Genomic DNA, 22,281 nt, shown 5'->3' on the forward strand with positions numbered 1-22,281 from the left:
CCTGATGAGTACTCAAACCGAGGTCGCACCGGATCCGGTGCGCCGCCGCTCCCTGTATCGCGGGGACCCGGGGATGTGGTCGTGGGTCCTGCACCGCATCACCGGCGTGTCGATCTTCTTCTTCCTCTTCGTCCATGTCCTGGACACCGCGATGATCCGCGTCAACCCGGACACGTACGACAAGATCATCGACACGTACAAGACCCCGATCATCGGCCTGATGGAGATCGGTCTCGTCGCCTGCGTGCTGTACCACGCACTCAACGGCGTGCGGATCATCCTGATCGACTTCTGGTCCACGGGCCCGAAGTACCAGCGCCAGATGCTCTGGACCATTCTCAGCGTCTTCGTGATCGTCTTCGCCGCCGGCGCGGTCCGGATGCTCCAGCTCCTGATCCAGAACCTGTAGAGGCGGGGACACGATGACCACTTCGCAAGCACCCAACATCGCCAAAACAGTTGGCACCGCACACGACCGCCCGGCGAGCCTGGACAACCCGCGCTCCCCGCGTCGTCCCAAGGGCGGCAACTTCGAGAAGAACGCATGGCTGTTCATGCGCTTCTCCGGACTCGCGCTCATCATCCTCACGCTGGGTCACATGACGATCATGCTGACCCTCGACAACGGCGTGCACCGGATCGACTCGGCGTTCGTCGCACAGCGCTGGGGACAGCCGTTCTGGCAGGTCTGGGATCTCACCATGCTCTGGCTCGCCCAGCTGCACGGAGGCAACGGCGTGCGCACCGTGATCGCGGACTACTCCCGCAAGGACTCCACGCGCTTCTGGCTCAACGTGGTTCTCGCGCTGTCGATGATCCTCACCGTGGGACTCGGCACGTACGCGATCCTCACTTTCAACGTGTAGTTCAACCACCCTCACCAGTCTCGCAGAGGAGACACCACATGCAGGAACATCGTTACGACGTGTTGATCGTCGGCGCCGGTGGAGCGGGGATGCGCGCAGCCATCGAGGCCGGTCCCCGAGCCCGTACCGCCGTGCTGACCAAGCTCTACCCCACCCGTAGCCACACCGGCGCGGCTCAGGGCGGCATGTGCGCCGCGCTGGCCAACGTCGAAGAGGACAACTGGGAGTGGCACACCTTCGACACCGTCAAGGGCGGCGACTACCTCGCCGACCAGGACGCCGTCGAGATCATGTGCAAGGAGGCGATCGACGCCGTCCTCGACCTCGAGAAGATGGGGTTGCCGTTCAACCGCACCCCCGAGGGCAAGATCGACCAGCGTCGCTTCGGCGGACACACCCGCGACCACGGCAAGAGCCCGGTCCGCCGTGCCTGTTACGCCGCCGACCGCACCGGCCACATGATCCTGCAGACGCTCTATCAGAACTGCGTCAAGCACGACGTGGAGTTCTTCAACGAGTTCTACGCACTCGACCTGTGCCTGAGCGAGAACGAGGCCGGCGAGCAGGTCGCCACCGGCATCGTCGCCTACGAGCTCGCCACCGGTGAGATCCACGTCTTCCACGCCAAGTCGATCGTCTTCGCGACCGGTGGCTCGGGACGCATGTTCAAGACCACCTCGAACGCGCACACCCTGACCGGCGACGGCATGGGCATCGTGTTCCGCAAGGGCCTGCCGCTCGAGGACATGGAGTTCCACCAGTTCCACCCGACCGGTCTGGCCGGTCTGGGCATCCTGATCTCCGAGGCCGTCCGCGGCGAGGGCGGGATCCTGCGCAACGCCGACGGCGAACGCTTCATGGAGCGCTACGCCCCCACCATCAAGGACCTCGCACCGCGTGACATCGTCGCCCGGTCGATGGTGCTCGAGGTGCTGGAAGGTCGCGGTGCGGGTCCGAACAAGGACTACGTCTACATCGACGTGACCCACCTGGGCGCGGAGGTGCTCGAGGAGAAGCTCCCCGACATCACCGAGTTCGCACGCACCTACCTCGGCGTCGACCCGGTGACCGAGTATGTGCCGGTGTTCCCTACCTGCCACTACGTCATGGGCGGCATCCCCACCAACATCCACGGTGAGGTCCTCTCCGACGCCGACACCGTCGTCAAGGGGCTCTACGCCGCCGGCGAGTGCGCCTGCGTCTCGGTGCACGGCTCGAACCGCCTCGGCACCAACTCGCTCCTCGACATCAACGTGTTCGGCCGTCGCGCCGGCATGGCGGCCGCCGACTACGCGACGTCGGCCGAGTTCGTCGAGCTGCCCGAGACCCCCACCAAGATGGTCGACGAGTGGCTCGAGCTGGTGCTCTCCGAGCACGGCCACGAGCGTGTCGCCGACATCCGCACCGAGCTGCAGGCGTCGATGGACGCCAACGCGTCGGTGTTCCGCACCGAGGAGACCCTCAAGCAGGCCCTCACCGACGTGCACGCACTCAAGGAGCGGTACAACCACATCCGCGTGCACGACAAGGGAACCCGCTTCAACAGCGATCTCCTGGAGGCCATCGAACTCGGCTTCCTCCTGGAGATGGCCGAGGTGACCGTGGTCGGCGCGCTCAACCGCAAGGAGTCCCGCGGCGGACACGCCCGCGAGGACTACCCCGATCGCGACGACACGAACTACATGCGGCACACGATGGCGTACAAGAAGGGCACCGAGCTCCTCTCCGACATCGAACTGGGCTGGAAGCCCGTCGTGCAGACCCGTTACGAGCCGATGGAGCGCAAGTACTGATGACCACCGCCCCCGACATCGCACGCGACCCGCGGACCGATGATCCGCCGTTGCCACCCGTCCCCGACGAGGCGACGATGGTCACCCTCAAGATCGCCCGGTTCAACCCGGAGGATCCCGACGCACAGGGCTGGGAGAGCTTCCGCGTCCCCGCACTGGGCACCGACCGCCTCCTGAACCTGCTGCTCTACGTCAAGGGTTACCTCGACGGCACCCTGACCTTCCGTCGCAGCTGCGCACACGGCGTGTGCGGCAGCGATGCGATGCGCGTCAACGGCGTCAACCGGCTCGCGTGCAAGCTGCTGATGAAAGACCTGCTGCCCAAGAACAAGGACGGGTCGTTCAAGGACAAGGAGATCACCATCACGGTGGAGCCCATCAAGGGTCTCCCCGTCGAGAAGGATCTCGTCGTCGACATGGAGCCGTTCTTCGACGCGTACCGCAAGGTCAAGCCCTTCCTGATGACCAGCGGCAACGAGCCGACCCGTGAGCGCATCCAGAGCGTCACCGACCGCGCCCGGTTCGACGACACCACCAAGTGCATCCTGTGTGCGTGCTGCACCACGAGTTGCCCGGTGTTCTGGAACGAGGGCAGCTACTTCGGCCCCGCGGCCATCGTCAACGCGCACCGCTTCATCTTCGACAGCCGCGACGAGGGTGCCGCCGAGCGTCTCGACATCCTCAACGAGGTCGACGGAGTGTGGCGCTGCCGCACCACCTTCAACTGCACCGACGCGTGCCCCCGAGGCATCCAGGTCACGCAGGCCATCCAGGAGGTCAAGCGCGCGCTGATGTTCTCGCGCTAGACCGCTCCGGAGATCGACACGAGACGCCGTGGGACATCAGTCCCGCGGCGTCTTCTCGTCGTCCTGGTCGAAGCGCACCACGATCTGCTCGAAGCCCTTGGCGCGCTGCGCCTTCGCCTGCTGTGTGTACGCCCGACGGTCACCCTTGGTGAGATCGACCGCGTCGGTGAACGGGGTGAGCAGGGCGCGCGGGAAGAGCCGGTTGACCCACACCGCGTTGATCTCGGCGCAGAACACCACCGCCGCCGAGGTGAGGTAGAGAAAGGCCAGCAGGCCCAGGACGACGGCGAAGACGCTGTTGGTCGCGCTGGCGTTGCGGACCACTCCGCCGACGTACACCGCGCCGAAGTTCTGCAGCAGCTGCCAGGCCACCGCCATCACGATGGCTCCGGGTGCGACATCGCGCAGTCGCAGCGACCGCGCGGTACCGATCCGGTAGCCCTGCGAGAAGATGAACGAGTTCAACACCACCGCGGCGATGGTCAGGCCCCAGTTGGACAGCGCGCCCAGGGAATCGAAGAAATTGCCGAGCAACGACAACGCCGTCGTCGCGGCCAGGGCCATCACCAACACCACCACGAGACGCAGGCTGTGCAGCCGCGACAGCAACGGGTTGGGGCGCGAGTTGCGCGGCACCGCCCACACGACGTTCATCGCGTTCTGTGCGGCCTGTCCGATGCCGGACGCGCCGTAGAGCGCCACGATCACACCGATCACGACACCGGCGGTCCCACCGCCGAGCTGTCGGGGCTGACCGAGCTGGTCGCCGATGATGGGGAACTCCCCCAGCGCCGAGTCGAGCAGGCTGGCCTGCATGGCCGGGTCGTCGGCGAGCAGGAACCCGAGGATCGTGGTCACCAGCAGCAGGATCGGGAACAGCGACAGGAACGCGTAGTAGGTGATCAACGCGGCGAGATAACCGCCCTGGTCGTCGATGAACTTGTAGATCACGCCGATCACGTAGCCGACGACGCGATTGCGTCGTTGCAGCGCATCGACGCGGGCCACCATCTGGACAACGCTAGTACACCGACCTCACAGATTCGCGAGGGGAAACCTGCCAGGGTCGCTGCCTACACTCGCGGCCTGTGAGGACATCCCGAACGGCGAGGGCGATCGCGGCCGGTGCCGCCCTGTGCGTCGCCGTCGCCTGTGCCCCCGCACCCGGCTCCCAGATCGACGACGCGGCGGTGGCGATCCCGGGTGTCGCGGCCACTCCGCCGATGGGCTGGAACAGCTGGAACTCGTTCGGGTGCGACATCGACGAGACGACCATCCGAGCGCAGGCCGACGCGTTGGTCTCCTCGGGGCTCGCCGCGGCCGGATACCGGTACGTGGTGGTCGACGACTGCTGGTACTCCCCGCAACGCGCCGCCGACGGCACCCTGACCGCGTCGCCGCAACGTTTCCCGTCCGGCATGGCCGCACTCGGCGACTACCTGCACGAACGCGGCCTGCGCTTCGGGATCTACGCAGGCGCGAGCGAGCAGACGTGCGCCCAGCTCTCGGGCACCTACCCGGGACGAACCGGCAGCGCGGGCCACGAGGCGACCGACGCACGGACGTTCGCGTCGTGGGGCGTGGACTTCGTCAAATACGACTGGTGCTCGCCGAACTCCGATCTCGCCGACCAGAAACAGGCTTTCGTCGCGATGCGCGACGCCATCCGGGCCACGGGGCGACCGATGGTCTACAGCATCAACCCCAACAGCGGCGTGACGAGCAATGGCGAGGTGCCCGGCGCGCGTTGGGACTGGGGCGGCGTGGCGACCATGACCCGGCTGACCAACGACATCAGCCCGCAGTGGACCACCGACACCGGATCGAGCGGCTATCAGGGCGTCGCCGACATCATCGACGCCTCCGCCGACGCCACCCCCCGGGTGTCGGCGGGGCGGTGGACCGATCTCGACATGCTCGAGATCGGTGTCGGCACGAGTCTCACCGCGGCACAACAGCGCTCACACCTGGCCCTGTGGGCGATGATGGCCGCGCCGCTCGTGGCCGGCAACGACCTGACCGTCATGGACCCCGCGACCGCGGCGCTGCTGCGCACGCCGGGGGTCCTCGCGATCGACCAGGATCCGGGCGCGCATCCGGCGACGTCGACGACCGCCGACGGCAGCGTGCGCACCCGCGAACTCTCCGGTGGTCGGCGCGCGGTGTCGCTGAGCAATCGCGGCGCCACCGCGACGAAGATGTCGTTCACGCCGACCACATCCGGACCGGTGCACGACGCGTGGACCGGCGCGGTGGTCCCGGTCGGGTCCGACGGGACGATCACGGTCACCGTCGCGCCCGGCGACACCGCCCTTTTCGAGACGGCGCCGGGCGGCTCGGATCAGTAGTGGTAGGTGTCCGACGGTGCCGGCGCGTGATCGGGATCGTCGTGATCGGGATGGATCTCGATGCCGTAGGAGCGCGCGAGGTCGATGATCTTGGTCGCGCGTGCGATGCGCGGGAGGTCGGATCCGTTGCGGATCTCGCCTCCGTCGCGTTCGAACTCGGCGAAGAACTCGCGCGCCCAGGCGATCTCCTCCTGTGAGGGGGAGAGTCCCTCGTTGACCGCGGCGCACTGGTCCGGGGCCAGGCAGATCTTGCCGGTCATGCCGAACTCGGAACTGACCGCGGTCGCCTCGCTGAGCTTGAGCGCCGAGGAACCGACGGTCGGACCGTCGATCGCGCTGGGCAGATGCGCGGCCTTGGCGGCGATGGTGAACCGTGATCGGGCGTACGCCAGCGTGGCGGGCTGGTCGCCGAAACCGGTGTCTCGGCGGAAGTCGCCGATCCCGAACGCGAGCCGGAACGTCCCCTTCGCGGCCGCGATCTCGCTGATGCGCTCGAGGCCGCGCGCGGTCTCGACGAGGGCGACGATGCGCACCCCGGGGAGCTTCTTGGCGGTCTCGGTGACGTGGTCGACCGACTCGACCATCGCCAACATCACCCCGCCCACGGTGGCGCCACTCTCCCCCACCGCACGCAACGCGTCGAGATCGTCGGCCCACCAGGGCGTGCCGAAGCCGTTGACGCGGACCCAGTCCGAGTTGCCCGCCGCGATCCAGTCGATGACGTTGCCGCGAGCGGAGACCTTGTCCTTGGGGGCCACGGCGTCCTCGATGTCGAGGACGACGATGTCGGCTCGGGAGTGTGCGGCCGCCTGGAAACGGTCGGACGACACCCCGTTGACCAGGAGCCAGCTGCGGGCGAGCACGGGGTCGATGCGCGAGCCGATATCCTCGGCATCGACATCGCTGTCGGTTTTCGGTGGCGGGTTCATCGCCGACCATCGTCTCCCACCGGGACGGCCAGAGCAATCGAAGGGGCGCCGAACGTGGCAGAGCGAGACCAGCCGTCGGAGCGGGAGCTCACCGCCGCGGACTACCCGGTGCTGTGGCCGGTGACGACCCGCTGGGCCGACAACGACATGTACGGCCACCTCAACAACGCCGTGTACTACCAGCTCTTCGACACCGCGATCAACGGATGGATCATCGGCGCGACCGGCATCGACCCGGTCAGCGCGTCCGCACAGGGTGTGGTCGTCGAATCCGGCTGCAGGTACTTCCGTTCCGTCGAGTTCCCCCATCCGCTACGGATCGGGATCCGGGTGGCGCGGCTCGGGAACTCCAGCGTCACCTACGATCTGGGGCTCGTCGACGCCGAGGGCGACGACGCCACGATCGCCGCCCGGGGCAGCTGGGTGCACGTCTACGTCGACACCGACTCCCGGCGCCCGGTCGCCATCCCCCCACCGATCCGCAACCTGCTCGCGGGAGCAGAGACCGAGGCCCCGTCATGAAGATCGATGCAGCCGTTCTCGTCGAGTCCGGCCGGACCCGTCCCTACGCCGAATCCGAGCCGCTCGTCGTCACCGCCCTGGAACTCGACGATCCCGGTCCCGGGGAGATCGGTGTCCGGATCGAGGCCGCCGGCGTCTGTCACTCCGACCTGTCGGTGGTCGACGGCAACCGTCCCCGACCGCTGCCGATGGCGCTGGGCCATGAGGCGGCCGGGATCGTGGAGTCACTCGGCGCCGGCGTCGACGACATCGAGATCGGCACCCGGGTCGTGATGGCGTTCCTGCCACGGTGCGGTGAGTGCGCCGAATGTGCCACCGACGGACGCCTGCCCTGCGCCCCTGGATCGGCGGCAAACAACGCGGGCACCCTGCTGGGCGGTGACAAGCGTCTGCACGGAACCGACGACTCCGAGGTGTTCCATCACCTCGGCGTGTCCGGGTTCGCGACCCACGTCGTCGTCGACCGCCGCTCGGCGGTCGCCGTCGGCGCGGACGTCCCGCCGGAGGTGGCCGCGGTCCTCGGCTGCGCGGTGCTCACCGGCGGCGGCGCGGTCATCAACGCGGGTAAACCGTCGCAGGGCGACACGGTCATGGTGGTCGGACTCGGGGGCGTCGGCATGGCGGCCGTCCTGACCGCGGTGTCGTTGGGCACCGGGGACGTCATCGCCGTCGACTCACTGCAGGAGAAACTCGCCGCGGCCACCGCGGCGGGCGCGTCGGCGGTGTACACGCCTGCGGAACTGGTCGAGCAGGGCATCACCGCGGCGGTGGTCATCGAGGCGGCAGGCAACGCACGGGCGTTCGAGACCGCGGTCGCGGCGACCGCGGCGGGCGGCATCACCGTCACGGTGGGACTGCCCGCCCCCGACGCCCGCTCGTCGATCTCACCGCTGGGGCTGACCGCCCAGGCCCGCACGATCGTCGGCAGCTACCTGGGATCGGCCGTGCCGAGTCGGGACATCCCGATCTACGAGCAGCTGTGGCGTGAGGGCAAGCTGCCCGTCGAACAACTCATCTCTTCGCGTATCGCGCTGCGCGACATCAACGCGGCGATGGACTCGCTGGCCGACGGGGCCGCGATCCGCCAGGTGATCGTCTTCGATCAGGACTGATCGAGCGCAGGTGCCGGGGTGCGGTTCTTCTTGACGCGGTTGCGGATCACGAGCGCGATGATCGCGACCACGAACAACCCGATGAAGACGTACGACGTGTAGCCGAGATCCTTCTCGACGGTCTTGTACGACTTGCCCGCGATGTAACCCAACGAGCCGACGACGCACGCCCAGATGGTCCCACCGATCGCGTTGGCGATCACGAAGGTGCGCAGTCGGACGTCGGACATGCCCGCGAGCCCGGGGATGAGCGCGCGCAGCGCGGCGATCCACCGACCGAACAGCACCGCCACGGCACCGCGCTTGCGCAACGCCTCCCGACCGCGCTCCACGTGTTCGGGTTTGACCAGGCGCTTCGGGAGTTTCTCGAGCAGCGCCGCGCCCCAGCGCCGACCGACCTCGAATCCCACGAAGTCACCGATGATCGCGCCCGCGCAGGCCGCCACGAGCACCTGCCACAGCTCGAGTCGACCGCCGTTGGCGATCACGCCGGCGATGAGCACGGCGATCTCACCGGGCACCACCACACCCACGAAGATCGAGGCCTCGAGGGCCGGGAACAGGAAAGCCATCAGCAGGGCCACCCACGGGGGGAGGTCCAGCAGCCATTCGACCAGTGCATCGATCACCCGTTGACGATAGCCGCACCACGATGCGGTGCGGCCGGTCGAGCGATCCAGCAGTTAGCGCGGGTAAAAACGACTGATTCAGTCGCTGTGTTACCGCATCGAAAACAAATCCGTCGTTCGAGCGCGGACTGGGTGCGGAAATCGTAGTGTCTGCGCATGGCCGTATCAAAGCCGGTGTCCACGCTGCCGGCACCGTCGTCCGACAAAGGACTCCGAGCGGGATCCCTGGGGCTCGTCGGGAACGTGGTGATCGGGTTGTCGGCGGTCGCACCGGCCTACAGCCTCGCCGCCACCCTGGGCTTCGTGGTCGCCGAGGTGGGGACCAAGGCCCCGGCGATGTTCGTCCTCGCCTTCATCCCGATGCTGCTCATCGCCTTCGCCTACCGCGAACTCGGTGAGGACACCCCCGACTGCGGCACCACGTTCACGTGGGCGACCAAGGCGTTCGGACCCTGGATCGGCTGGATGGGCGGCTGGGGCCTCGCGGTCTCGGCGATCATCGTGCTGGCCAACGTCGCCGAGATCGCCGCGATCTACATGTTCAAGTTCCTCGGACTCGAGTCGCTGGCCGACAACCTGCTCGTCAAGGTCGGTGTCGGGTGCTTCTTCATCATCGCGATGACGTGGGTGAGCATCCGCGGCATCCTGATCAGCGAGCGGATGCAGAACGTCCTCATCGCGGTGCAGTTCGGGGTGCTGATCGTCGCCAGCGTCATCGCCCTGGTGAAGGTCGGCTTCGACAAGGCCGGTCCGCAGGCCATCACCCCGAGCTGGAGTTGGCTGTGGCCCAGCGGGGTCTCGTCCTCGTCGCTCGCGGCAGCCATCATCCTGTGCATCTTCATCTACTGGGGCTGGGACGCCTGCCTGGCCGTCGGCGAGGAGACCAAGGACTCGACCAAGACCCCCGGACGCGCAGCCGTTCTCACCACACTGATCCTGGTCTGCACGTACGTCCTCGTGGCCTACGCGGTGCAGGCATTCGCGGGTTTCGGCGACACCGGCATCGGCCTCAACAATCCCGACAACACCGACGACGTCCTCACCATCCTGGGCAAGCCCGTGGCCGGCGTCGTGATGTCGTCGCTGCTGCTGCTCACCGTGTCGATCTCGGCGCTGTCGTCCACGCAGTCGACGATCCTGCCGACTGCCCGGGGGACCCTGTCGATGGCGGTCTACAAGGCGATCCCGCAGCGATTCGCCAAGGTCCACCCCCGGTACATGACGCCGGCGTTCGGTACCGCGGTCATGGGTGCCGCCGCGTTGTTCTTCTACCTGGTGTTGGCGTTGGCCAGCGAGAACACGCTCGGCGACTCGGTGTCGTCGCTCGGACTCGCGGTCGCCTTCTACTACGGCATCACCGCCTACGCCTGCGTCTGGTATTTCCGACGCTCGCTGTTCACGTCCGTCCGACACTTCTTCATGCGGGGCCTGTTCCCGCTGCTCGGAGCGCTCGCGATGACGTGGGCGTTCGTGCAGAGCTCCATCGACATGATCAAGCCCGACTACGGCTCGACGTCGTTCGGCGGGATCGGTGGCGTGTTCATCCTCGGGGTCGGCATGCTGGTCCTGGGCATCCCGCTGATGCTGCTGTGCGTCGCCGGCGGCAAGGACTTCTTCCGCGGCAAGACCCTCAACGCCACCACCGAGGTCAAGGTCCCCGATGTCTACTGACACCCACCCCCGCATCACCGTCGGCTATCTCGCCACGCAGTCCGGCGACGACGGGGTCGCGCTCGCGGTCGCGCTGGCCGAATCCACCGGCGCCGCGGTCGATCTCGTGTGCGTGGTTCGATCCGAGGAACCCGACGGCACGCCCGGTCGCGCCGCCTACCAGGACATGCTCGTCGCGCGGGCGCAGGAGTGGCTGGCGCAGGGGGCGAAGCTGGTACCCGAGGCAGTCGGGGTGGAACTGCATGCGCCGGTGGCCGAGTCGTTCACGGAGGGGCTGATCGATTTCGCCGCCGCCACCGGGGCCGACATGATCGTCGTCGGCGGGACTCGAGATGGGCTGTTCGGGCGACACACCCTCGGCTCGATCAGCTCCGAACTGGTGCACTGCTCCCCGCTGCCGGTCGCGCTGGCCCCCCGCGGATATTCCGATCGCGCGGATGTCCCGCTCACGTCGGTCACCGTGGCGGTACCCACCACGACCCGTGGCGACAACCCGCTCCCGTTCGCGCTGTCCCTCGCCGAGAAGGCCGGGATGTCGATCCGGCTGGTGTCGCTGGTGTCGTTGGACGACGGGCCGTTGGCCGATTCAGAGACCTCGTCGCAGACCCGCGTGCGTCACGTGGCGGCGGCCACGGCCATCCTCGACGAGGCACGCGACGGTGCCGAGACAACGCAGAAGATCGAATCCGTTGTCGCCGAGGGTGACACCCTCGACGAGGCGATGGAGATGCTGCGGTGGACCGAGGGCGACATCGTCGCGGTCGGCTCGGCCCGACTGGGGCCACCGAGCCGCGCGTTCCTCGGATCCACCGCCGCACGCATCCTGCGCGGAACCACCGCGCCGATCATCGTGGTCCCCAAGTCGGGCGAGTGATCGCCCGGCGGACGGGCTATGCGCCGGTGGTCGCCGCTGCGAGGCGTCCGAGGGAGTCCTCGAGTTCCTTCTCGCTGACCAGCGGGAAGGAGATCTGCTTGAGCAGTTCCTTGTCGGTGACGTTCGACCAGTCGTAGGTCTGACGCACGAGGGTGGCGTCGGGTCCCTGGGGCTCGAGCTCCCACAGCCACTCCCACCCGGGAGGCTCGGTGCCCGCGGGCGCGGTCTTCCATGCGAGCAGCTTGTCGTTGACGAAACCGCTGACGTGGTTGTCGGTCTTGTACTCGCCGCCCATGTGCGGACCGTCCATGTTCATGGTGAAGACGTCGCCGACCTTGCTGATCCGCTCGCCGTTCTCATCACCGCGGACGAACCCGGATCCGTCGAGTTCGACGTGGCGTTTCGGATTGGACAGGATCTCGAAGATGTCCTTCGCGGATGCGTCGATGAGACGCTCGACCGTGACACTCGTCTGATTGCTCATGCAATCCAACGTACGCGAATCGTTCTGCCGTCGAAACCGTCACGGAGCGATCAGCTGTCGAACCCGATCGCGGAGCGATCAACTGTCGAAACCCAGTCCGACGGCATCCATGGCGCGCAGCCACAGTCCGCGACGGCCCTTCCGTCGGTCGGACCTCGCGAACTCCTTGCGGGTGATGGTTATCCCGATCCAGCGCAACGGTTCCGGCGGGAACGGGATGGGCCGGCTGCGGACCATGGCACTGCGGGTGCGTTCGGTGTCCCGGCCGTCGACGAGATCGAGTGCGGTGCGCGCGCCGAAATGTGCTGCGCCGACACCGAGTCCGGTGAAACCGAGGACCGACACGACCCGGCCGCCCATACTCGTGTCCCAGAAGGCCGAGAACCGCGAACAGGTGTCGATGGCCCCGCCCCACACGTGGCTGATCCCGATCCCGTCGAGCTGCGGGAACATCTGCAGCAGGTGCTCGGCGAGCAGCGCGAACTCGGCGTCGTCGTACGCGTGGCGTGGATCGTGGTCCGAACCGTAGTGGTAGACCGCGTCCCATCCACCGAACAGGATGCGGTCGTCGACGGTCAGTCGGAAGTAGTGGAACCGGGATCCGCTGTCGGCCAACCCCTCCCGACCCGACCATCCGATGGCGGCCCGTTGCTCGGCGGTGAGCGGTTCGGTCATCAGGACGTAGTCCCACACCGGGACCATCGCCCAGCGGTTGCGCCGCAGCAGCGGCCGTGTGGCGGCGGTGGCCACGACGACGCGGCCTGCGGTGATGGTGCCTGCGGCGGTCCGCGCGCGGATCGAGCCCCGCCTGCGCCGCAGCGACACGATCTCGGTGTTCTCGACGATCCGGACACCGAGACGTTCGGCCGCGGCGGCCAGACCCCACGCGAGCTTGGCCGGGTCCACCATCATCACGTTCGGATCGTGTGCGGCGGCGGCGACCATCGGCGAGTTCACCCTCGCCCTGGCCTCGTCACGGCCGTAGAAGGTGGCCGGTTGGTCGTAGAGCAGGGCCTCGGTGACGTGTTCGCGGACATCGTCGACCTGCCAGTCGAAGTTCGCGATGTCCAGTTCCCCGACCCGTTCGGCGGCGGCGTCGACACCGAGCCGCTCCAGGGCCGCCTCGATGTCGTCGAGGGTCTCGACACCGAAACGCAGCAGGGTCGGCAACTCGTCGCGATATCGCGCAACCCCGTTGGCGAGGCCGTGGGTGAGGCTGGCCGAGCAGAACCCGCCGTTGCGGCCCGACGCACCGTCGGCGATGCGTGCGCCCTCGACGAGCAGGATCCGCCGATCCGGGTTCTCCTCCGCGGCCTGCACGGCGGTCCAGAGCCCGGTGAACCCGCCGCCGACGATCAGCAGGTCGGTGTCGGTGTCGGTGTCGGTCCCCAGACCCGGACGTGCGGCGGGTCGTTCGGGACGGTCCAGCCAGTAGGGTGCGCGGACCGCGTCTGCCACCATCGCGGCCCCGCGCTGGGTCGGCTCCTCGAGCCATGCCGACATCGCGGTCACCCCTCGCTCGGCAGGGTGAACACCGTGCGGTGCCAGTCCTTGTGGGCCACGCCGGTGATGTCGCTCATCACGTGTTTGACGCTGAGGTACTCGTCGAGCGAGTAGGCGGACATGTCCTTGCCGAACCCGGAGGCGCCGAAGCCGCCGTGCGGCATCTCGCTGACGATGGGGATGTGGTCGTTGATCCACACGCAGCCGGCGTGGATCTCACGTCCGGCGCGCTGCGCGCGGTAGACGTCCCGGGTCCACGCCGACGCCGCCAAGCCGAAGTCGGTGTCGTTCGCGCGCCGGATCGCATCGTCGTCGTCGTCGAACGCGCTGACCGTGAGCACCGGCCCGAAGACCTCGTCGCGGTAGACCTCCGCGTCCTCACCGACGTCGGCCAGCAGGGTGGGCGGGTAGTACGCGCCGGGCCCGTCCGGTACCGATCCCCCGGTGACCGCCCGGATCCCGGAATCGGTGGCGCGCGCGACCATCGCGGCCACCTTGTCGCGGTGCGCCCGGGAGATCAGCGGACCCATGTCGGTCGCGGGGTCGGACGGATCGCCCACACGCACGCGGGCCATCAACTCACCCACCCCGGCGACGAAGTCGTCGTAGAGATCCCGTGCCACGATCGCGCGGGTGGCCGCGGTGCAGTCCTGCCCGGCGTTGATGAGCGACCCGGCGACCGCGCCGTGGACGGCCGCGGTGAGGTCGGCGTCGTCGAACACCACGAAGGGCGCTTTTCCGCCGAGTTCGAGTTGTACGCGTGTGCCGTTCGTGGCCGCAGCCGCCATCACGCGCCGTCCCACACCGGTGGAGCCGGTGAAGGTCACGACGTCGACGCCGCGATGGCCCGCGAGATGCGCGCCCACCTCCGCGCCGGTCCCGGTGAGGACGTTGAGCACGCCGTTCGGCACACCGGCCTCGGTCGCCAGGGCGGCGAGGCTGATGGTGGTCAGCGGGGTCAGCTCCGCGGGTTTGAGGACCACCGTGCAGCCGGCGGCCAACGCGGGCATCACCTTCCACACGGCCATGCCGAGGGGATAGTTCCACGGCGTGATCGACGCGACGACACCGATCGCCTCCCGCCGGATCGACGAGGTGTGGTCGGCGGAGTACTCGGCGCTGGCCTTGCCCTCGAGATTGCGTGCGATTCCGGCGAAGAAGTCGGTGTTGTCGACGGCGCCGGGCAGGTCGAACTCGGTCGCCAGGCGGATGGGCTTGCCGGTCTGCGACACCTCCTCGGCCGCGAAGGCGTCCGAGTCGCGTTCGATCAGCCGCGCCAGGCGCCCGAGGACGGTGCTGCGCTCACCCGGGGTGGCACCGGCCCAGTCGGGGAGGGCGGCGCGCGCGACGGCCACCGCGGCGTCGACGTCGGCGGCGGTCGCGAGCGCCATGTACGCGACCGGCCGGTCCGTCGCGGGATCGATGACGGTGTGCTGGGCGCCGGTGGCGACGAACGCGGCACCGGACACCCAACCTGCGGGCAGAGTGGTCGACATGGCCTGATGGTAGGCGACCGAAGACGGAATCCGCCACGAAAGTGACCATTGAACGACCGAATCGGCGGCTTTTCTTGCGGAAAACTACGGAATCCGTCACCATGGCCACGTGGCCAAGGACCTCGATCATGTCTCGAAACAGATCATCGAGGCGTTGCAGACCGACGGTCGTCGGTCCTACGCATCGGTGGGCAAGTCGGTCGGTCTGTCCGAGGCAGCCGTCCGCAATCGCGTCCAGAAGCTCAGCGACAGTGGCGTTCTGCAGATCGTCGCGGTCACCGATCCGTTGCAGGTGGGCTTCGCCCGGCAGGCGATGATCGGTATCCGCTGCACCGGCGACTCGGTGGTGCTCGCCGAGAAGCTCGCCGAGATCGACGAGATCGACTACGTGGTCCTGACCGCCGGATCGTTCGACATCATGATCGAGGTGGTGTGCGAGGACGACGACGGCCTGCTCGAACTGCTGAACCAGAAGGTCCGCACTCAACCGGGCGTGACCGGCACGGAGACGCTCGTCTACCTGAAACTCGTCAAACAGCAATACAACTGGGGTACCCGATGACAACCACACCACTTCCCGTCACGTCCGACTCCGATGCGGCAGGTACCGATCTCGGGGCCCGCAGCGCCCGACACCTGTGGGGGCATTTCGCCCGCCACGGCGAGGGCATCACCCCACCGGTCATCACCCGGGGCGAGGGTGTCCGCATCTTCGACGACCGCGGACGGAGCTACATCGACGGCCTGTCGGGCCTGTTCGTGGTGCAGGTCGGCCACGGCCGGGAGGAACTCGCCCGCGCCGCCGCGAACCAGGCGCAGACCCTTGGGTTCTTCCCGCTGTGGTCCTACGCGACGCCACCCGCGATCGAACTCGCGGAGCGCTTGGCCCACTACGCCCCCGGCGACCTCAACCGCGTCTTCTTCACCACCGGCGGCGGCGAGGCGGTCGAGAGCGCGTGGAAGTTGGCCAAGAAGTACTTCAAGCTCAAGGGAAAGCCGTACAAGCACAAGGTGATCTCGCGTGCGGTCGCCTACCACGGCACCCCGCAGGGAGCGCTCGCGATCACCGGGATCCCGGCGATGAAGCAGGATTTCGAACCCCTGACCCCCGGCGCGTTCCGCGTCCCGAACACGAACATCTACCGCGCCACCGAACACGGCGACGACCCGAAGGCGTTCGGACGCTGGGCCGCTGACCGGATCGCCGAGGCCATCGAGTTCGAGGGACCGGAGACGGTGGCCGCGGTGTTCCTCGAGCCGGTGCAGAACGCGGGCGGATGCTTCCCGCCCCCGCCCGGATACTTCGAACGGGTACGCGAGATCTGCGACGAGTACGACGTGTTGCTGGTGTCGGACGAGGTGATCTGCGCCTTCGGACGGATCGGCTCGATGTTCGCCTGCGACGACTTCGGCTACGTCCCCGACATCATCACGTGCGCAAAGGGAATGACGTCGGGGTACTCCCCCATCGGCGCCATGATCGCCAGCGACCGACTGTTCGAGCCGTTCGACGACGGCATCACCTCGTTCGCGCACGGCTACACCTTCGGCGGACACCCGGTCTCGGCGGCGGTCGCGTTGGCGAACCTCGACATCTTCGAGCGCGAGGGCATCAACGACAACGTCAAGAACAATGCCGGCGCGTTCCGCTCGACCCTGGAGCGGCTGAAGGATCTGCCGATCGTCGGCGACGTCCGCGGCGAGGGCTACTTCTACGGGATCGAACTGGTCAAGGACCAGGCGACCAAGGAGACGTTCACCGCCGACGAGTCCGAGCGGGTGCTGCGCGGGTTCCTGTCGCACGCCCTGTTCGAGGCGGGGCTCTACTGCCGCGCCGACGACCGCGGCGATCCGGTGGTGCAGCTCGCACCCCCGCTGATCTGTGGTCAGTCGGAGTTCGACGAGATCGAGCAGATCCTGCGCTCGGTGCTCACCGAGGCGTACTCGCTGATCTGAGGTAGGTGACGGTGCCCGCCATTGCGCCTCTCGGCAGAAGGCCGCTCGTGGCGGCAAATGGGGTGGTACCCGGGGCAGTGGGTCGGGCACCGTCATGGGTGCTCAACCCACGTGCGCGCACCGGTATTCCGCCTACCCTGGGACCATGTCCGATGCCCAGCTCCCCCTGCCCGGGACGGCCCTCGTCTTTGCCCCCACCCCGACCGACGCCGGCAGACGCGTCGTCATCTCCGCGCACGGCCTGACCTCGAGTCGTTCCGACGAGGACGCCGGCGGCATCTTCGACTGGTCTGCCGTCGACGACGTCGACACACAGCTCGTGCGGTACGACGCACGAGGTCACGGCGAGTCCAGCGGACGCCCCGAACCGGCCGACTACGCGTGGACCACGCTGGCCGACGACCTCCTGGCGCTGATCGACGCGGTGTCGCCGGACGCCCCGGTCGACGCCATCGGCGCCTCGATGGGAACGGCGACCATCCTGTGGGCCGCACTCCGCCGCCCCGACCGGTTCCGACGGCTGGTGCTCGCGATCCCGCCCACCGCGTGGCAGACGCGAGCCGCCCAGGTCGAGGGATATCTGGCCGCGGCGGTGATCGCGGAGCAGCACGACATCGACGCGTTCGTCGCTGCGATGGCCGAGCAGCCGCAGGCGGAGATCCTCACCGCGGGCGGATGGGCGGACGAGCCTAAGCGGCCGTCGGTGGGCATCGACCTGCTGCCGTCGGTGCTGCGCGGGGCCGCCATCTCCGATCTCCCCGACACCGCGGAGTTGGCCGGTCTGGGGCACCCGACGTTGCTCCTGCCGTGGGCCACCGACCCCGGACACCCCGTGAGCACGGCCGAGTTGCTGGCCGACACGCTGGCCGCGTCGACCCTCGAGGTCGCCGAGGACCCCGACGCCATCCGCGGCTGGGGTCGCCGGGCCGCCGAGTTCTTACGGTCCTGATATACCGGGTTTGCGTTCGTTCGCGCGGTACGTTCGACAGCAATGTCCCCGGTCTCGCACTCGTTCCGCGTTCTCGTCGCGTCCGCCCTGCTCGCGGCGTGTGTCGCGGTCGGGGCACCCGCCCAGGCCGACCCCGTGGTCGCGACCCCCGATGTCGCCGCGCCCTCCACCCCGAACACCGAACGCTGTCCGTACCGGTCGCAGCCCGCGGCCGCGGTCGATTCCTCGGAGGTGCCACCGGCCGGCCAGGCCGCCCCCGCGCCGCTGCCGGTCCCCGATCCCACGGTCGGAGGTGAGCGACTCTCGGCGTGTGGCGTCGTGACGGCCGGGTCACCGAATGCCATCCCGCGTGGCATCACCTCGGCCGGCTGGCTCGTCGCCGACGCCGGATCGGGCGCGGTCCTCGCGGCCAAGGACCCGCACGGTCGCTACCGACCGGCCAGCACCATCAAGACCCTGCTGGCGTTGGTCGCGCTCGACGAACTCGACCTCGACAAGGTCGTCATCGGGACGCGGGAGGACTACGGCATGGAGGGTGACTCCGCAGGCATCGGTCCCGGCGGCACCTACACCGTGCGGCAGTTGTTGCAGGGCCTGCTGATGGTGTCGGGAAACGACTGCGCCAACGCCCTCGCCCGCGAACTGGGCGGTTACGACGTCGCCGTCGGCAAGATGAACGAGATGGCGCACGACCTCGGCGCCGAGGACACCCGCGCCGCGTCGCCGTCCGGCCTCGACGCCCCCGGGATGAGTACGTCGCCCTACGATCTGGCCCTCGTCTTCCGTGCGGCGCTGAAGAACTCGACGTTCCGCGAGCTCGTGTCGAACGTGAGCGCGCCGTTCCCGGGATACCCGAAACTCGCCGACGTCCCCGGCGACAAGGATCATCCCGGGTATCTGATGCAGACGCAGAACCGACTGTTGCTCGACCAGTACCCCGGCACGATCGGCGGGAAGACCGGTTACACCGACGATGCCCGTAAGACGTTCGTCGGCGCGGTCGAGCGGGACGGCCGGAGCCTGATCGTGGTGCAGATGTACGGCCTCAACGAGGCCGGCGATTCGTACTGGGATCAGGCGAAGGCGCTACTGGACCTCGGATTCGCAACCGGCGCACAGGCGTCGGTGGGGACACTGGTGTCGGGCCCCGCGGGTGCCGGCGCGTCGACCTCGCCGTCGGCGTCTGCCGGCGCGGACCGGTCGGGGAATCTGGCGTACCCCTCGTCCCCCGACGGGCCCGGCGGTTCGGACTGGACCGACCGACTGCTGTTCGGCGGTATCGGAGTACTCGTCGTGATCGGTCTGGTCTACGCCGCGATCCGCGTCAACCGCCGCTCCCACTGAGCGGCGCTGACAGCTACCTCCGGCGCGAGCGGAACCGCGAGAACGTCAGCGCCGCAACCGCACCGGCGGCGATCGACGCCGCGACGGCGGTGGGCGACGGCTCCGGTCGGACCACCACGGTCGGCGCGATGGTGACGGGGTCGGGGACCGCCGTCTGCTCGAAGCGGGCGTTCGCCTCGTCGGTGGCCGCCCAGGCCGTGGCGAACAGGATGATGCGGGTGGTGAAGAACGCGAACACCATGATGCCGATGATCGGGCCGAAGGTCGCGCCCGCGGGGCCGCTGGTGACGCCCTTGAGGTAGAAGGTCGCGATGAACTTGAAGACCTCGAAGACGACGGCGGTGAGCAGACCCGCCTTGACCGCGTTGCGGTACGGCAGCGGGATCCGCGGCAGCCGCGCGATGACCCAGGTGAACAGCAGCGTCGAGGCGGCGAGTGAGACCACGATCGACAGCACCCGGATCAGGATGGACACACCTGGCAGGTGGTCGAGATTGACCAGCTCGAGGAGCTTGGTGGTCAGGCCACTGCCCGCGAGCGCGGACAGTCCGAACGACACCACCAGGGCCACGAACAGTCCGAGCAGCGCTCCGAGGTCACCGACCTTGGTCTTGACGAACGACGACGACGGCGGCTCGGTCCCCCACTGCACGGTCAGCGCGTTGCGCAGGTTCGCCATCCACCCGAGGCCGGAGTAGATCGCGAGAACCAGCCCGATGACACCGATCGACGCACGCGACGAGATGGCCTGGTCCATCAGGTCCTGTAGCTGGTTGCCCATGTCGCCCTGGACCGAGTCGGCGATCTTGTTCTTCGCGTCGTCGAGAAGGCCGGGGCTCGCCGTGAACACGAAGCCGGCCGCGGCGAACCCGATCATCAGCAGCGGGAACAGCGCCAGGATGCTGAAGTACGTCGCACCCGCGGCGAAGAAGTCGCCCTTGCTGCTCTGATAGCGGCCGCCTGCGCGGACCAGATGGTCCAGCCACGGATACCTCGCCCGCAACGTCTCCAGGCGGGATGGTGTGTCGTCGGAGGACTCCGCGGTCTCGGGGGTCGTGGTCTTCTGCGTGTCGGCCATCATCGCTCCCTGCTCGTCGGCGGGTGGGCTGCTGCGTGCCTCACCGAGCTACGTCCTCGGCAGGAACCCCACCCTGTCATAGGCGGTTGCCAGCGTCTGCGCGGCCACGTCACGTGCCCGTGCTGCTCCGCGCGCCAGGATCGCGTCGAGCTCGCCCCGGTCGGCGAGCAACTCGGCGACCCGACCCCGCAACGGCTCGACGAACTCGACGAGTGCGTCGGCGGTCTCGACCTTGAGATCCCCGTATCCCTTGCCCTCGTATCCGGCCACCAGGTCGGCGATCGGGGTTCCGGTGAGGGCGGACTGGATGGAGAGCAGGTTGGACACACCGGGCTTGTTCTCGACGTCGAACCGGATCTCACGCTCGTTGTCGGTGACCGCGGACCGGATCTTCTTCGCCGATCGCTTCGGCTCGTCGAGCAGGTTGATCAGTCCGGCGTCACTGTCGGCCGACTTGCTCATCTTCGCGGTCGGGTTCTGCAGGTCGTAGATCTTGGCCGTCTCGGTGACGATGTGCGCGGTGGGGACGACGAACGTCTCCCCGAACCGGGAGTTGAACCGCTGGGCCAGGTTTCGGGTCAGCTCGAGATGCTGGCGCTGGTCCTCCCCGACCGGTACGCGATCGACTCCGAAGGCCAGGATGTCCGCGGCCATCAGGATCGGGTAGGTGAACAGTCCGACGCCGGCGGTGTCGACGCCCTGCTTGGCCGACTTGTCCTTGAACTGGGTCATCCGGCTCGCCTCGCCGAATCCCGTGATGCACGACAGCACCCAGGTCAGCTGGGCGATCTCCGGGACGTGTGACTGCACGTAGACGGTCGCGCGCTCGGGATCGACACCGACGGCGAGCAACTGGGCGACGCTGACGTGCGTGCGCTCACGCAGCGCGGCCGGATCGTGCGGCGCGGTGATCGCGTGCATGTCCGGGATGAAGTAGAACGCCTCGAAGTCGTCCTGGAGCGCCACCCACTGCCGAACCGCGCCCAGGTAGTTGCCGAGGTGGAACGAGTCGCTGGTGGGCTGGATACCGGACAGTACCCGGGGGCTGGTCATGGTTGTCGATTCTTCCATCCGTGCACAAACAGGTTTTCAGGCGTACTCGACGGTGACCGGCGCGTGGTCGGACCAGCGCCGGTCGTAGGCCTCCGCCCGCTCCACGCGTGTCGAGGTCGCGAGCTTCGCCGCCGCCGCGTTGGCCAGGTGGTAGTCGATCCGCCAGCCCGAATCGTTGTCGAAGGCCTTGCCGCGCCACGACCACCACGAATACGGTCCCGGCTCGTCACCGCTCAGCGAGCGCACCACATCGGTCCACCGACCGGAGAGCAGGTCGGCGATCCACTGCCTCTCCTCGGGGAGGAACCCGGGGCTCTTCGAGTTCGTCTTCCAGGCCTTCAGATCGAGCTCGGTGTGTGCGATGTTCCAGTCGCCGCCCACGACGACCGCACGGCGTTTGCGCGCGGCCGTGTCGAGGTGTGCGGCGAACGAGTCCATGAACCGGAACTTGTCGTCCCGCTTGGGTCCGTCGGAGGCGCCTTTGGGCAGGTACAACGACCCCAGGGTGAGCGGGGGTCGGTCGTCGGCGGCGGCGAAATCCGCCTCCAGGTACCGGCCGGTGTGATCGAACTCGTCATCACCGAATCCCCGGCGCACCGCGGTGGGTGCGACGGTGCTCAACACCCCGACACCGGCGTGGCCCTTGACCGAGGAGTCGACCATCGACAGGTGCCAGCCGTCGTCGAGGGCCGGGGCCAGGGCCTCACGGGCCTGCTCCTCGGTGGCGCGGATCTCCTGCATCAGCACGAAGCGCACGCCCGTCGGCGCACCCAACCAGGGCAACATCCCGGGGTTGTGCGGATTGCGTTCCTTGACCGCGGCGCGGACGCCGTTGACGTTGGCTGTGGTGATCGTGAAGGGCACGGCC

22 protein-coding genes are annotated in these 22,281 nt (G+C 68.2%); 13 read left to right on the forward strand and 9 right to left on the reverse strand.

Features of this window, described 5'->3' with window-relative positions:
* Positions 1 to 4 precede the first annotated feature (4 nt).
* From sdhC to LX13_RS00710, 4 genes are read left to right on the forward strand one after another with little or no spacing between them, the layout of a single operon-like run.
* Complete coding sequence (sdhC, locus tag LX13_RS00695; RefSeq protein WP_253659407.1) at positions 5 to 409, forward strand: succinate dehydrogenase, cytochrome b556 subunit; 405 nt, start codon at positions 5 to 7, stop codon at positions 407 to 409.
* A 13-nt stretch (positions 410 to 422) separates the two neighbouring features.
* Complete coding sequence (locus LX13_RS00700; protein WP_253659408.1) at positions 423 to 866, forward strand: succinate dehydrogenase hydrophobic membrane anchor subunit; 444 nt, start codon at positions 423 to 425, stop codon at positions 864 to 866.
* 38 nt (positions 867 to 904) lie between these two features.
* Positions 905 to 2,659, forward strand: a complete 1,755-nt coding sequence (gene sdhA / locus LX13_RS00705; protein WP_253659409.1) for a succinate dehydrogenase flavoprotein subunit — start codon at positions 905 to 907, stop codon at positions 2,657 to 2,659.
* Positions 2,659 to 3,465, forward strand: coding sequence for a succinate dehydrogenase iron-sulfur subunit (locus LX13_RS00710; RefSeq protein ID WP_253659410.1), 807 nt, complete (start codon positions 2,659 to 2,661; stop codon positions 3,463 to 3,465). The genes sdhA and LX13_RS00710 overlap by 1 nt, the downstream gene beginning before the upstream one ends.
* A 36-nt stretch (positions 3,466 to 3,501) precedes the next feature.
* On the opposite strand, the gene LX13_RS00715 is transcribed toward LX13_RS00710, so the two are convergent.
* Entirely contained in the window at positions 3,502 to 4,476 is a 975-nt protein-coding gene (locus LX13_RS00715; protein ID WP_253659411.1) for a YihY/virulence factor BrkB family protein, read from the reverse strand.
* 77 nt (positions 4,477 to 4,553) lie between these two features.
* Between LX13_RS00715 and LX13_RS00720 the strand changes: the two genes are divergently transcribed.
* A complete protein-coding gene (locus tag LX13_RS00720) occupies positions 4,554 to 5,813 on the forward strand; it encodes a glycoside hydrolase family 27 protein (protein WP_308214689.1) in 1,260 nt (419 codons plus the stop codon).
* On the opposite strand, the gene LX13_RS00725 is transcribed toward LX13_RS00720, so the two are convergent.
* On the reverse strand, positions 5,807 to 6,742 hold the full coding sequence (locus tag LX13_RS00725) for an HpcH/HpaI aldolase/citrate lyase family protein (protein WP_253659412.1): 936 nt from the start codon (positions 6,740 to 6,742) through the stop codon (positions 5,807 to 5,809). The genes LX13_RS00720 and LX13_RS00725 overlap by 7 nt on opposite strands.
* Before the next feature lie 54 nt (positions 6,743 to 6,796).
* Between LX13_RS00725 and LX13_RS00730 the strand changes: the two genes are divergently transcribed.
* Together LX13_RS00730 and LX13_RS00735 are read left to right on the forward strand one after the other, a co-directional pair.
* Complete coding sequence (locus LX13_RS00730) at positions 6,797 to 7,264, forward strand: acyl-CoA thioesterase (protein ID WP_308214690.1); 468 nt, start codon at positions 6,797 to 6,799, stop codon at positions 7,262 to 7,264.
* The gene (locus tag LX13_RS00735; protein WP_253659413.1) at positions 7,261 to 8,376 is read left to right on the forward strand and encodes an alcohol dehydrogenase catalytic domain-containing protein; all 1,116 of its coding nucleotides are present in this window, start codon (positions 7,261 to 7,263) and stop codon (positions 8,374 to 8,376) included. Before LX13_RS00730 ends, LX13_RS00735 begins: the two co-directional genes overlap by 4 nt.
* Here the strand turns inward: LX13_RS00735 and LX13_RS00740 are convergent.
* Positions 8,367 to 9,005, reverse strand: a complete 639-nt coding sequence (locus tag LX13_RS00740) for a DedA family protein (RefSeq protein WP_253659414.1) — start codon at positions 9,003 to 9,005, stop codon at positions 8,367 to 8,369. The two genes, LX13_RS00735 and LX13_RS00740, sit on opposite strands and share 10 nt — an antisense overlap.
* 156 nt (positions 9,006 to 9,161) lie before the next feature.
* Between LX13_RS00740 and LX13_RS00745 the strand changes: the two genes are divergently transcribed.
* Positions 9,162 to 10,676 carry an APC family permease gene (locus LX13_RS00745; protein ID WP_253659415.1) on the forward strand — a complete coding sequence of 505 codons (1,515 nt, stop codon included), beginning with the start codon at positions 9,162 to 9,164 and terminating at the stop codon, positions 10,674 to 10,676.
* On the forward strand, positions 10,666 to 11,550 hold the full coding sequence (locus tag LX13_RS00750) for a universal stress protein (protein ID WP_253659416.1): 885 nt from the start codon (positions 10,666 to 10,668) through the stop codon (positions 11,548 to 11,550). Before LX13_RS00745 ends, LX13_RS00750 begins: the two co-directional genes overlap by 11 nt.
* Positions 11,551 to 11,566: 16 nt before the next feature.
* Here LX13_RS00750 and LX13_RS00755 read toward each other — a convergent pair whose 3' ends face one another.
* The 3 genes from LX13_RS00755 to LX13_RS00765 all read right to left on the reverse strand — a co-directional run bounded on the left by LX13_RS00755 (position 11,567) and on the right by LX13_RS00765 (position 15,033).
* Positions 11,567 to 12,034, reverse strand: coding sequence for an SRPBCC family protein (locus LX13_RS00755; protein ID WP_253659417.1), 468 nt, complete (start codon positions 12,032 to 12,034; stop codon positions 11,567 to 11,569).
* A gap of 78 nt (positions 12,035 to 12,112) precedes the next feature.
* On the reverse strand, positions 12,113 to 13,537 hold the full coding sequence (locus LX13_RS00760) for an NAD(P)/FAD-dependent oxidoreductase (protein ID WP_253659418.1): 1,425 nt from the start codon (positions 13,535 to 13,537) through the stop codon (positions 12,113 to 12,115).
* Between the two features lie 5 nt (positions 13,538 to 13,542).
* The gene (locus tag LX13_RS00765) at positions 13,543 to 15,033 is read right to left on the reverse strand and encodes a gamma-aminobutyraldehyde dehydrogenase (protein WP_253659419.1); all 1,491 of its coding nucleotides are present in this window, start codon (positions 15,031 to 15,033) and stop codon (positions 13,543 to 13,545) included.
* 109 nt (positions 15,034 to 15,142) lie between these two features.
* Here LX13_RS00765 and LX13_RS00770 point away from each other — a divergent pair, with 109 nt between their 5' ends.
* The 4 genes from LX13_RS00770 to LX13_RS00785 all read left to right on the forward strand — a co-directional run bounded on the left by LX13_RS00770 (position 15,143) and on the right by LX13_RS00785 (position 19,282).
* Entirely contained in the window at positions 15,143 to 15,595 is a 453-nt protein-coding gene (locus LX13_RS00770) for an Lrp/AsnC family transcriptional regulator (RefSeq protein WP_253659420.1), read from the forward strand.
* Entirely contained in the window at positions 15,592 to 16,989 is a 1,398-nt protein-coding gene (locus tag LX13_RS00775; RefSeq protein WP_253659421.1) for an aspartate aminotransferase family protein, read from the forward strand. The genes LX13_RS00770 and LX13_RS00775 overlap by 4 nt, the downstream gene beginning before the upstream one ends.
* A 145-nt stretch (positions 16,990 to 17,134) precedes the next feature.
* The gene (locus LX13_RS00780; RefSeq protein WP_253659422.1) at positions 17,135 to 17,938 is read left to right on the forward strand and encodes an alpha/beta fold hydrolase; all 804 of its coding nucleotides are present in this window, start codon (positions 17,135 to 17,137) and stop codon (positions 17,936 to 17,938) included.
* Positions 17,939 to 17,980: 42 nt separating this feature from the next.
* Complete coding sequence (locus tag LX13_RS00785; protein ID WP_253659423.1) at positions 17,981 to 19,282, forward strand: D-alanyl-D-alanine carboxypeptidase family protein; 1,302 nt, start codon at positions 17,981 to 17,983, stop codon at positions 19,280 to 19,282.
* A gap of 13 nt (positions 19,283 to 19,295) precedes the next feature.
* Here LX13_RS00785 and yhjD read toward each other — a convergent pair whose 3' ends face one another.
* Genes yhjD through LX13_RS00800 form a run of 3 tightly spaced genes read right to left on the reverse strand, consistent with a single transcriptional unit; the run spans position 19,296 to position 22,277 of the window.
* On the reverse strand, positions 19,296 to 20,360 hold the full coding sequence (gene yhjD / locus LX13_RS00790) for an inner membrane protein YhjD (RefSeq protein ID WP_253659424.1): 1,065 nt from the start codon (positions 20,358 to 20,360) through the stop codon (positions 19,296 to 19,298).
* 48 nt (positions 20,361 to 20,408) lie between these two features.
* Positions 20,409 to 21,413 (reverse strand): tryptophan--tRNA ligase, encoded by a 1,005-nt coding sequence (gene trpS, locus LX13_RS00795; protein ID WP_253659425.1) that lies wholly within the window; start codon positions 21,411 to 21,413, stop codon positions 20,409 to 20,411.
* Between the two features lie 36 nt (positions 21,414 to 21,449).
* Complete coding sequence (locus tag LX13_RS00800) at positions 21,450 to 22,277, reverse strand: exodeoxyribonuclease III (protein WP_253659426.1); 828 nt, start codon at positions 22,275 to 22,277, stop codon at positions 21,450 to 21,452.
* Positions 22,278 to 22,281: the final 4 nt, after the last annotated feature.

It is taken from the genome of Williamsia maris (assembly GCF_024171815.1).
Classification (GTDB): Bacteria; Actinomycetota; Actinomycetes; order Mycobacteriales; family Mycobacteriaceae; genus Williamsia_A; species Williamsia_A maris.